This is a genomic window from Micromonospora marincola (assembly GCF_056150385.1).
In genome coordinates, this window is the sequence record NZ_JAXCFT010000014.1 from 65497 (window position 1) to 77088 (window position 11592).

General features: G+C 73.2%; 10 protein-coding genes. 1 reads left to right on the top strand and 9 read right to left on the bottom strand.

Annotated elements, in window-relative coordinates:
• The first annotated feature begins 168 nt into the window (after positions 1-168).
• A complete protein-coding gene (locus SM450_RS23925; protein WP_474622011.1) occupies positions 169-1860 on the top strand; it encodes a cellulase family glycosylhydrolase in 1692 nt (563 codons plus the stop codon).
• Here SM450_RS23925 and SM450_RS23930 read toward each other — a convergent pair.
• The 9 genes from SM450_RS23930 to SM450_RS23970 form a co-directional block, all read right to left on the bottom strand.
• A complete protein-coding gene (locus tag SM450_RS23930; protein WP_474622012.1) occupies positions 1805-2638 on the bottom strand; it encodes an ECF transporter S component in 834 nt (277 codons plus the stop codon). The genes SM450_RS23925 and SM450_RS23930 overlap by 56 nt on opposite strands.
• A complete protein-coding gene (locus SM450_RS23935) occupies positions 2635-4266 on the bottom strand; it encodes an ABC transporter ATP-binding protein (protein ID WP_474622013.1) in 1632 nt (543 codons plus the stop codon). Before SM450_RS23935 ends, SM450_RS23930 begins: the two co-directional genes overlap by 4 nt.
• On the bottom strand, positions 4263-5468 hold the full coding sequence (locus tag SM450_RS23940) for a CbiQ family ECF transporter T component (RefSeq protein ID WP_474622014.1): 1206 nt from the start codon (positions 5466-5468) through the stop codon (positions 4263-4265). Before SM450_RS23940 ends, SM450_RS23935 begins: the two co-directional genes overlap by 4 nt.
• Positions 5461-6378, bottom strand: coding sequence for a hypothetical protein (locus SM450_RS23945; RefSeq protein WP_474622015.1), 918 nt, complete (start codon positions 6376-6378; stop codon positions 5461-5463). The genes SM450_RS23940 and SM450_RS23945 overlap by 8 nt, the downstream gene beginning before the upstream one ends.
• Entirely contained in the window at positions 6375-7844 is a 1470-nt protein-coding gene (locus SM450_RS23950; RefSeq protein ID WP_474622016.1) for a prenyltransferase/squalene oxidase repeat-containing protein, read from the bottom strand. The genes SM450_RS23945 and SM450_RS23950 overlap by 4 nt, the downstream gene beginning before the upstream one ends.
• A 20-nt stretch (positions 7845-7864) precedes the next feature.
• A complete protein-coding gene (locus SM450_RS23955; protein WP_474622017.1) occupies positions 7865-8410 on the bottom strand; it encodes a hypothetical protein in 546 nt (181 codons plus the stop codon).
• Positions 8411-8705: 295 nt separating this feature from the next.
• Positions 8706-9512 (bottom strand): ABC transporter ATP-binding protein, encoded by an 807-nt coding sequence (locus SM450_RS23960; RefSeq protein ID WP_474622018.1) that lies wholly within the window; start codon positions 9510-9512, stop codon positions 8706-8708.
• The gene (locus SM450_RS23965; protein ID WP_474622019.1) at positions 9509-10543 is read right to left on the bottom strand and encodes a FecCD family ABC transporter permease; all 1035 of its coding nucleotides are present in this window, start codon (positions 10541-10543) and stop codon (positions 9509-9511) included. Before SM450_RS23965 ends, SM450_RS23960 begins: the two co-directional genes overlap by 4 nt.
• Positions 10540-11523 carry a FecCD family ABC transporter permease gene (locus tag SM450_RS23970; RefSeq protein WP_474622020.1) on the bottom strand — a complete coding sequence of 328 codons (984 nt, stop codon included), beginning with the start codon at positions 11521-11523 and terminating at the stop codon, positions 10540-10542. The genes SM450_RS23965 and SM450_RS23970 overlap by 4 nt, the downstream gene beginning before the upstream one ends.
• Positions 11524-11592 lie beyond the last annotated feature (69 nt).

An 11592-nucleotide genomic window follows, 5' to 3' on the forward strand; every position in this document is an offset into this window, starting at 1 on the left:
CCGGACCGGTGCACCGCCGGACGCTTGCCCATCGATGTGCATCCATCTATTCTTGGCAGCCCATCGACTGCCAGTGTCGGCAATCGAATATCGTCGAAACGCTTCGACAACCCAGCGTGACGGGTGGCTCGAAGACGGGAGATGCTTGTGAAACCCATAGTCAGAAAGGTGCAGTTCGCCCTAGTGTCCGGCGTACTGGCGCTGGCCGGCTCCGCAGCCGTGGTGACGAGTTCCGCGTCGGCCGACAGCATGGCCCAACTGAACGGCACCCAGCTCGTCGCCAACATGGGGGCGGGCTGGAATCTGGGGAACACCCTGGAGGCCAACGCCAACGGGATCCCCAGCGAGACGGCATGGGGCAACCCGGTCGTGACGCAGGCCTTCATCGATCGGGTGAAGGCGGCCGGATTCAAGTCGATCCGTATCCCGGTCTCCTACCTGGGAAACATCGGGTCCGCCCCGAACTACACGATCAACTCGGCCTGGCTGAACCGGATCCAGGAAATCGTCGACTACGCCTACGGGCGCGGCCTGTACGTGCTGGTCAACATGCACGGTGACGGTTACAAGACCATCAACGGCTCGTGGTTGATCTGCGACTCGTCGAACCAGACGACGATCAAGGACAAGTACCAGAAGGTTTGGCAGCAGGTCGCGACCCGGTTCCAGAGCTACAGCGAGCGCCTCATCCTCGAGTCCATGAACGAGGAGTTCGACGGGCAGTACGGCAATCCGACCCAGCCGTGCTACTCGAACATCAACGCCTACAACCAGATCTTCGTGGACACGGTCCGCCGGACCGGCGGGAACAACGCCTCGCGTTGGCTGCTCGTCCCCGGCTGGAACACCAACATCGACTACACCGTGGGCAACTACGGCTTCGCGCTGCCGACGGACCAGTACCGGTCGTCGTCCGTTCCCGCCAACGAGCAGCGGCTCATGATCTCCGTGCACTACTACGACCCCTGGGACTTCGCCGGCGAGGAGAACGGCACCATCACGCAGTGGGGGCCGGCCGCCACCAATCCGGCACGGAAGTCGACCTGGGGACAGCAGGACTTCATGGACACCCAGCTGAAGAAGGTGCGCGACACCTTCGTCGCGCGTGGATACCCGGTGTTCGTCGGCGAATACGGTTCGGTCGACAAGACGTCGGCCGACTCGACGAACAACAGGTACCGCGCGGACTACGCGCGCACCCTGGTGTCCACCGCCAAGAAGTACGGGGCGGCCACCGCCTACTGGGACAACGGCTACAACGGGGCGTACGGGTTCGGGCTGTTCAACCGCAGCTCCGCCACCGTCACCCAGCAGGGCATCATCGACGCCATCATGAGCGCCGTCGGCACCACCCCGCCCACCACCACCCCGCCGACCACCACTCCGCCGACGACCCCACCGCCGACCACCCCGCCACCGACGACCCCGCCGCCGTCGAACGGGCGGTCCTGTTCGGCGTCGTACACGGTGACCGGGCAGTGGCAGGGCGGCTTCCAGGCCGAGGTGCGGGTGACCGCCGGCGGCTCGGCGATCAGCGGTTGGACGGTGACCTGGACGTTCGCGAACGGGCAGCAGGTGACGCAGGCGTGGAACGCGACGGTGACCGCCAGCGGCTCGACGGTCACCGCGCGGAACGTCAGTTACAACGGTGCGATAAGTGCCGGCGGTAGCGCGACCTTCGGCTTCGTGGGGACGTCGCGGGGCGCCCCCGCCGTCCGGTGGTTGGCCGGCGCGGCGCGCGGCGGGGGGTGTGCGCCGCGGGGCGGGGCGGCACGGCCGCCGGGCCCGTCGGCCACCCGATCACTCAGAGCGTCGAGCCCGGCGTCGCGGTCGGGTGCGGGTCGGGCGCGGCGAAGGTGACGGGCGCGCCGAAGGCGGCCCGTCGGGCGGCGCGGCGCAGCGCGGCGAGCACCGCCGGGCCGGCGAGGACGATCGCCGCGGCGGTGGTGATCGCGCGGCCGGTGTCCCAGCCGAAGGTGGAGGTGACGGCGGTGAACAGGGCCAGCCGGTGCAGGTTCTCCAGCACCGGTGCGCCGGGCAGGTAGGACAGTTGGGTGTCGGCGCCGATGCTGAACGGCCAGAACCACAGGTTCATCAGCAGGCCGTACCCGTACGCGGCGACCGCGCCGTATCCGGCGAGCAGGACGGTTTCGGCCCGGCCGCTCGGCCGGGCCGGAAGCAGCCCGGCACCGAGGCCGATCCACGAGGCGCACAGCATCTGGAACGGTAGCCATGGTCCGATGCCGGCGGTGAGCAGCGCGGAGGCGAACAGCGACGTCGAGCCGAGCAGGAACCCGAAGCCGGGCCCGAAGACCCGCCCGGCGAGCACGAGCAGGAAGAAGACGGTTTCGATGCCGGCGGTGCCGGCTCCGAGCGGGCGTAGCGCGGCGTTGACGGCGGAGAGTACACCGAGCATCGCCAGAGTCTTGCTGTCGATGCCGCCGGAGCTGAGTTCGGCAAGCAGGAGCGCCACGAGCACCGGCAGCATGATGAAGAAGACAAGCGGCGCTTCGCCGGTGCGGGCGGTGCTCTCGGGGTGTGCGGGTACGAAGAACGGCCAGGTGAAGGTTGCCAGCGCGGCGGCGGAGGCGAGCGTCAGGACCAGGGCGGTCCGGGGCGCGATCCGCGGCCCGCTCATGTCGGCGCTCCGGCAGGTCCGAGTGCGGCGGCCACCTGGTCCACGGTCAGCCACGGCTGCGGCGCGAGGACCTTGGCGACCTGTGGCGCGAAGGCCGGTGAGGCAAGCATGACCTCCGCCGTGCCGCCCTCGGCGACGATCTCACCCTCGGCCATCACGATCACCTGGTCGGCCAGGGTCGCGACGAGTTCGACGTCGTGGGTGGCCAGGACCACGCTGCGGCCGGCGGCTGCCATCTGCCGTACCAGCGCGCCGAACTGCTTCTTGGCGTGGTAGTCCAGGCCACGTGTCGGTTCGTCGAGCAGGATCACCGGCGGGGCGGCGGTGAGCTGGACGGCGAGTGCGAGGGCCAGTCGTTGTCCCTCGGACAGGTCGCGGGGGTGCCGGTCGGCGGGTAGCTCGGGGACCAGTTGGTCGAGGACGGCGCGGCAGGTGCCGGTCGGTGCGTCGCTCTCCCGGTCGGCCTGGTCGCATTCGGCGTCCACGGTCTCCAGGTAGAGCAGGTCCGTGGGGTTCTGCGGGACCAGGCCGACGTGCCGGCGGGCCTGGCCGGCCGGTAGTGCCTTCGGGTCGACGCCGCCACGGGCGCCCGCCACGGTGACGGTGCCACCGTGGCGGGGGCCGCTGCTCTGCACCGCCCACAGCAGGCTGGACTTGCCGGAACCGTTGCGGCCCATGAGCGCGACGACCCGGCCGGGATGCAGGTCGAGATCGACCCCGGCCACGGCGACCGTGCCCGGGTACCGGACGACGATCGTGCGGGCGGTCAGGACCGGAGCGGTCGCCGGGTCCGGCGCCGGCGTGGTGGGAGCCGCGTCGGCGAGTCGCTGACGCAGCGCGGCGGAGCGTCGGCGGGCGTCGCGTACGGACAGCGGCAGCGGGGTCCAGCCGGCGAGCCGACCCAGCTCGATCAGGGGTGGCGCGAGGTCGATCCCGGCGAGCACGGTCGCCGGCTTCCCGTCCCGCACGTGCCCGTCGCCGGGAAGGTAGAGCAGCCGGTCGGCGTACTGCACGACGCGTTCCAACCGGTGTTCGGCCAGGACCACTGTGACGCCGAGGTCGTGCACCAGGCGGGTGACGGTGGCGAGGACGTCCTCGGCGGCGGTGGGATCAAGCGCGGAGGTGGGTTCGTCGAGGACCAGGACCCGTGGGTGGGCGGTGAGTACGGCGCCGATGGCGACCCGCTGCTGCTGCCCGCCGGACAGTGTGCGCAGCGGCCGGTCGCGCAGCTCGGCGATGCCGAGCAGGTCGAGCGTCTCCTCGACCCGTTTCCGCATGACGGCCGGCGGCAGGGCCAACTGTTCCATGCCGTACGCCAGTTCCTCCTCGACGGTGTCGGTGACGAAGCCGGACAGCGGGTCCTGGCCGACCACGCCGACGACGTCGGCGAGGTCACGCGGCGGGTGTCGACGGGTGTCCCGACCGTCCACGGTGACGGTGCCGTGCAGGGTGCCGCCGGTGAAGTGCGGTACCAGTCCGTTGATCGCCCGCAGCAGGGTGGACTTGCCGGCGCCGGTGCGGCCGGCGACCAGGCACAACTCGCCCTCTTCGATGTGGATCGTCACGTCCCGCAGTGGGGGTGGGCCGCCGTCGGTGTAGCGGACGGTGACCCGGTCGAATTCGATCACGTGCGGCCTCCCGCCGTCGCCGGCATGGTGGGTCGGGTCGGCGGGGCGGCGGTGTCCGCCGGGCCGGTCGGCGGCCGGGTGGGCGCGGCCGGCGGAGGTGGCGGCGCCAGCCAGGCCGGCGCCGCCGCGACCGCGACGGCGAGCAGCGTCAACGGGGTCAGCTCGGGCCAGGTGAGCGGGCTGACCGGCGGATAGAGCAGGTCCGGGTCGACCGAGCCGGCGAGCGTCGTCAGGGCGGCGGTGGCCATCCCGCAACCGGCCACCACCAGTTCCGCGGGTCGCCAGCGGTCCGGCCGGTAGCGGCTGCGCCGGACCCGCCGGCCGGCCAGCAGCATCCCGGTCACGGCGGCGACCAGCCCGGCCAGCAGCATCGGCAGACCGAGGAGACCCGCTCCGCTGGTGTCCAGCAGACCATAGGTGCCGGCGCAGACGCCGATCAGTCCGCCGAGCACAAGCGCGCCGGTCGCGGAGCGCTGCCCGGCCGGCACCGCGGCGGTGCGCCCGTAGCCGCGGGAATCCATCGCCGCCGCGAGGGCCAGGGAACGGTCCAGGGCGTCCGCGAGCACCGGCAGGGCGATCCCGCGCAGCGCCCGCATCCCGCGTCCGGCGGCGCCGCGCAGTCGCCGGGCCCGGCGCACCCGGAGCACGCTCTCGACCAGTTGCGGTGCGACCGACAGCGCCACCACCACCGCCGTGCCGACCGCGTACAACGCGCCGGGTACGGCCTTGAGCAGCCGCTTCGGGTTGGCCAGGGCGTTCGCGGCGCCCAGGCAGACAAGCATGGTGGCCAGCCGCAGCCCGTCGTAGAAGCCGCCGAGGACCTGTTCGGCGGCGACCGGCCCGAGCAGCCGGATGCCTGCCGCCCAGGCGGGCAGGGGGATCTCCGGCAGGCGGATCAGCACGTGGTCGCCCTGACCGCCGCCGAACACGATCCGGAACACCACCCGCATCGCCACCACGATCGCGGCCAGCCACAGGTACATCCGGAACGCCAGGGCCCACGGAGCGTCGCCGCGCCGCCGGACCACCACAAACGCGGCGACCGCGACGAGCAGGCCCAGCGGCAGCGGGTTCGTGGTGTGGCTGGCCGCCGTGGCCAGGCCGAGCGCCCACAGCCACCACGCGCCCGGATGAAGCCCGCGGGGCAGCCGCGCTGACGACCACCCCGACCGCCACCTGACGGTGGCGGACCGGTCAGGCATCCGGTTCAGCGGTACGCCGCCGCCGCGCGGCGATCAGCCCGCCGCCGGCCAGCACGACGAGGAGCAGCACCCCGGCGATCGTGCCGAACGGTGGACCCGCGCCGCCGCGGGGGGCGGCGACGTCTGTCAACCCCGGCCCGGAGGCGCCCGACGACGGCGCGCCGGTGGTATCACCTGTCGGGGCGCCGCTGATCTGGCTCGGCGTCGGCGGCGGGGCGCCGGTGGACGTACCCGTGGGGGTCGGGACCCCGGTGCCGCCGACGGTCGGTCCGGCCGCACCGGGCCGGCCGCCCGGTGGGGTGGCCCCGCGACCACCCTGCGCGGGCGGTGCGACAGGTCCGCCACCGGCGGCCGGCGTCGTCGCGACAGGTCCGCCACCGCCCGTGGCCGTCGGTGGCGCGGGCGGCGCCGGTGGCGCGGGCCGCTTCGGTACGACGCCGGGGCGGGGCGCGTCGTTGGTGCTGCGGTTGAGCGAGAACGACCAGCCCTCGAAACTGCCGGTCGGCGGTCTGCGGTTGGCCACGCCCTTGTCGCTGTAGGTCCAGCCACCTCCGTTCGAGGCGTGCCAGTATGACCAGTAGGCGCTGGCCGGCGGCGTGTGGACGCACTTCTCCGCGGCTGCCGATGGTTTGCCCTCGATCCGGCAGATGAACCCCTCACCCCAGCGCAGCGTCCCGGTGATCGGGAAACCGGCGTTCTTCAGGGCCGCGAGTCCGGTGGCCTGGTCGCCGTGGGCGCAGCGGACCACCGTGCCGCCGCCGAGTTCGTTGAAGGCCACCACGACTGTGACCCCGGAGGCGTCCGGGCAGTAGCCGGCCGTGCCGGCGGCCACCGCCGCAGCCGGCGCGGTAAGGGTGGTCGACGCGGTCAGGGCGAGGACGAACCCGGCTCGGGCGTACCGGGCCGTCATCTCGTCCGCCGCCGGCCGAGCACCATGAGCAGCACCCCACCACCGACCAGCAACACCGCGACCAGCACGTAGCTGGCGATCGCCGCGCCCGTGGTCGGCAGCCCGACCAGCCCCGGGGCGGGCGGTGCCGTGCTCGGAGCGGCGGTCGCCACGGGTGGCGTGGTGGCCGACGGGGTCGCCGCCGGCGGGCTCGCGGTGTCACTGGGGGTCGGGTTGGCGGTGCCGGTCGGCGTCGGGCTGGCGGTGGCGCTTGTGGTCGGCGTCGGTGATCCGGTGGGGGATGCGGTGGGCGAGGCCGTGCCGGACGGGGTGGGCCCGGGCGACGACGGCGGCAGGTCGAGGCCGATCCGGCCCAGCGGCACCTGGGCGAGCCCGAGCAGCGCCTGGGCGGTGGCTCGGCGCCACTGGTCCCGGTCGATGTCCGCGATCCCGGCCGCGACGGCTGTCGTGAAACCCTCGGTGTGGTAGGCGATGGCACCCGCGTCGGCGGCTGCCTTACCGCCGTTCGGGCCGGTGAGCTGAAGCGCGGTCAGCGCGGCGGCGGCGCGGGCGGCCTCGGCGTCGCGGCCGGCGGCGGCCAGGGCCTGCCCGGCCAGGCCGGTGCTGTTGGAGTTCGCGCCGGTCGTCGGCCCCGACCCGCCGAAGGAACCGTCGGCGTGCTGCTGGGTCACCAGCCAGTCGGCGCCCTGACGCGCCGCGCCGGCCGCCCCGGTGGCGCCGTCGTCGGCGGCGCTCAGCAGTGCCTGCACGGCCATCGCGGTGGAGTCGACGTCGAGGGTGGCGCCGGGTTGTTCGTCGCAGGACGGTGACGGTCCGTCCGCCGTGTCCGGGTAGAGCCGGAAGCCGCCCGCCGCGCACTGCTGCCGGACGAGGAAGTCGACGGTGTCCTGCGGGACGTCGCCGCTGCGGGCCAGGCCCAGCACGGCGAAGGACTGGTCGAAGGTGTTGCTGGCGTCCGGGCCGCTGTCGGCGGTGACCCGGCTGGTGATCCGGCCCCGCTGGTCGCCGGTGTCCGCTCCGGCGACCAGCGACAGGGTCTCGGCCCGCAGGTCGTACCCGCCGAAGCGGGTGGGGTCGGCACCGGCGGCGGACGCGGCGTAGAGCAGCTTCGCGGTGGCCCCGCCGTCGGTGAAGCCCTCGATGCCCCACTCGTCGTAGCTGTTGTAGGCGCGCACGTGCGCCGCGACCTGCGCCGTGGCGGCCTGGCGGGTCGACGTGTCCACGCCGGTGGCGGACAACGCGACGACCCCGTCGATGGTCAGGCCCCAGTCCGGGCCGCCGAACGGACCGGGCAGAATCCCGTCGGTGAACTCGCCACCAAGCCAGGTCGCGGCGGCCCGCGCGGCGGCGGCGTCGGCCGTGGCGGGGGCGGCCAGCACGGTCATGGGCGTGGTGAGCGCGGCCAGGGCCGCCGCCACGGTGGCGGCGAGGCCGGTGCCGAGCCGTCCGGGTCGGGACAGGGGCATGAGGGTGCCTTTCGCCGAGGTCAGGGAGCGGTGATGCCGGGCGCCGCGCCGGAACCGAACGACCAGCCCTCGACGCTGCCCGGGGCGGGGTTGTAGCTGGCCGCCCCGGAGGAGCTGTAGGACCAGGGGCCGCCGTGCGGCGCATGCCAGTACGACCAGTACGCGGTGGCCGGCGGGGTGTTGACGCACGGGTCCGTCGCGGCGGTCGGCTTGCCGTTGATGCGGCAGACGAACGCCAGCCCCCAGCGTTGGGTGCCGGTGACGGTGAACCCGGCGCCCTGGAGCGCGGCCAGCCCGGTGGCCGGGTCGCCGACCGCACAGCCCACCTGGACGCCGCCGCCGAGGGCGGCGTAGTCGACGACGACTGTGACGCCGGAGGTGCCGGTGCAGGCCGCCGCGTGCGCGGCCTGCGGCGCGGGCTCGACGGCGGTCAGTGCGACGGCGGCCAGCGCGGCGGTCAGCACACCGGCGAGCCGGGTCCGGGCGGTGGATGGGCGGAGGGCGAGGGCGGCAAGTATGCCGCGGAACAGGGTGAGCGGGGATTGCCGGCTCAGGCGGACGACCATCGGAAGCGCCTTTCCGGCCCGGCGGTCGTCAGAAACCCGGCCACCCGGCGGTGCGCGGGGTCGACCGGGACTCCGACCCGTGGGCCTCGACGGGTGGGGAGCGGGATGCACGCGTACGCCGGGTATTCGGGCTCGCCGCCGGGTGTCTGCCACCTGGACGGCCTACCGTTGCGGGCCAGCGCCGGAATTCGACCGGACTTCCCCCGCACGGACGCGCGGTGTGTTCAGTTGTGGCGACAGTCTGTCCGCACGGGATTACACATGTCAATCCGTCCCCGGCCCGGGGTGCGCACCGTCACTCGCTGATCGTGTGGTGGCGGCCGATCGGCAGCATCAGTGGCCGGCCGGAGACCGGATCGACGACGACCCGGCTGTCCAGGCCGAAGACGGCTCGTACACACTCCTCGGTCAGCACCTCGGTCGGCGGGCCGGCCGCGTACAGGCCACCGTCGGCCAACGCGATGAGGTGGTCCGCGTAGCGGGCCGCCATGTTCAGGTCGTGCAGCACCATCACGATCGTGGTGCCACGGGTGGTGTTCAGATCGGTGAGCAGGTCCAACACCTCGACCTGGTGGCTGACGTCGAGGAAGGTGGTCGGCTCGTCGAGCAGCAGCAGTTCGGTCTGCTGGGCCAGCGCCATCGCGATCCACACCCGTTGGCGTTGCCCACCGGAGAGTTCGTCGACCGACCGGTCGGCCAGATCGGCGGTGTGGGTGGCGTCGAGGGCGGCGGCCACCGCCCGGTCGTCGTCCCGGCTCCATCGCGACAGCAGGCGCTGGTGCGGGTTGCGGCCCCGGCCGACCAGGTCGGCCACGGTGATGCCCTCCGGCGCGATCGGTGACTGGGGAAGCAGGCCGAGGGTACGGGCCAGTTCCTTGGCCGGCATCCGGTGCACGGCCCGGCCGTCGAGCGTGACGTGACCGGCGCGCGGGGTGAGGAGCCGCGACATCGACCGCAGCAACGTGGACTTCCCGCAGGCGTTGGCGCCGACGATCGCGGTGATCCGGCCGGGTGGGACGAGCAGGTCGAGCGATTCGATGACGACGCGGTCGCCGTAGCCGACGGTCAGCTTCTCGACCGTCAGCGCATGGTCGGTGGTCACAGCGAGCCTCCCGCGCGGTTCGTGCGGACGAGCAGATAGATGAGGTACGGAGCCCCGAGTACCCCGGTGATCACGCCCACCGGGAAGCGGGTGTCGAAGGCGAACTGGCCGAGGAAGTCGGCGACAAGCACCAGCAGCGCGCCGACCAGGGCGGACGGCACCAGCGGTGAGCCGCCGGGCCCGACCAGTCGGGCCGCGATCGGCCCGGCCAGGAAGGCCACGAACGCGATCGGTCCGGTGGCCGAGGTGGCGAACGCGATCAGCCCGACAGCCGCGACGATCGAGACCAGCCGGGTACGTTCCAGCCGGGTGCCCAGAGCCGCGGCGGTGTCGTCACCGAGTCGCAGCATGGTCAGGCTCCGGGCCTGGCTCAGCAGCACCGGGCCGAAGACGACGAGCGCGATGAGCACCGGGATGGTCTCGTCCCAGGTGGAGCCGTTGAGGCTGCCGTTGAGCCAGCGTGTCGCGGCTTGCAGGTCCCACTGGCCGGCCTGGTTGAGGATGTACGAGGTGGCGCTGTTGAGCATGGCGGCGATGCCGATGCCGATCAGCACGAGTCGGCTGCCGGCCACCCCGTCCTTGAACGACAGCACGTAGATGACGACGGCGACGCCGAGCGCGGCGACGATGGCGAAGACCGAGACGCCTGTCTCATCGAGGCCGAGCACGATGATGCCGAAGGCCGCGGCTGCGCTCGCCGCCGAGCTGATGCCGATGATGTCGGGGCTCGCGAGGGGGTTGCGCATCATGGTCTGGAAGGTGACGCCACCCATGCCGAAGCAGAGTCCGCTCGCCAGCGCCAGGACCGTGCGGGGCAGCCGGAGTTCACCCACGGTGAACGAGGCGCCGGGCACGGTTTCGCCGAGGATCACCCGCAGCACGTCGCCGGGCGGGTAGACGGTCTGCCCGACCATGAGCGAGATGACGATCATGACGACGGTCGCCACGCCGAGGGCGGTCAGGACGGCGCGTCGTCGTCGACTGCGCCGGGCCCGGCCGCGGATGACGGCATCGAGGGTCGTGGTGCTCACAGTTCGCGCACCTTCCGCCGGCGGACGACGTAGATGAAGAAGGGGGCGCCGATCAGGGCGGTGATGATGCCGGCCTCGATCTCGTCGGGTCGGTTCACCACCCGACCGACGACGTCCGCGGCGGTCAGCAGCGCGGCGCCGACCAGGGTCACGAACGGCAGCAGCCAGCGGTGGTCGAGTCCGACGAGCAGCCGGCACAGGTGCGGGACGATCAGGCCGACGAACGCGATCGGTCCGGCGACGGCGGTGGCGGTGCCGCAGAGCACCACCGCGCCGAGGGCGGCGACGCCGCGTGCCAGGGCGACGCGTTCGCCGAGGCCGGCGGCGAGTTCGTCACCGAGCGCGAGGGAGTTGAGCGCTCGGGCGCACAGCAGGCAGATGACCAGCCCGGCGGTCAGGAACGGCAGGACCTGGCCGATGCTGTCCCAGGTCGCGCCGCCGACGCCGCCGACCTGCCAGGACTGGAAGTTCTCGGCGATGTCGCCGCGCGGCAGCACGACCGCGACCACGAGCGACGCGAGGGCGGCGGAGGTGGCCGCCCCGGCGAGAGCGATCTTGAGCGGGGTGGCGCCGCCGCGGCCGAGCGAGCCGACCGCGTAGACGAACAGGGCGGCGACCGCGGCTCCGGCGATGGCGACCCAGATGTACATGGTGGCGGTGTACAGCCCGACGGTGACCATGGCGACCGCGACCGCCAGCATCGCGCCCATGTTCACCCCGAGGATGCCCGGGTCGGCGAGTGGATTCCGGGTGACGCCCTGCATCACCGCGCCGGACAGGGCGAGCGCCGCGCCGACGAGAGCCCCGAGCACCGTACGGGGGATCCGCTTGACCACGGCCGCCTGGTCGAGCGTGTCGTCGGCGCCGCCGAGCGCGGCGGTGATGTCGGCCCAGCCGACGATCCGGGAGCCGAAGGCGACCGACGCGACCAGGACCAGGACCAGCACGGCGAGGACGACCAGGAGCCAGGTCAGGCGCATCCGGGCCGGGGGGGGGGGGGGGGGGGGGGGCCGCCGCCCGGCGGGGGGGGGGGGGGGGGGCGCGGGGGG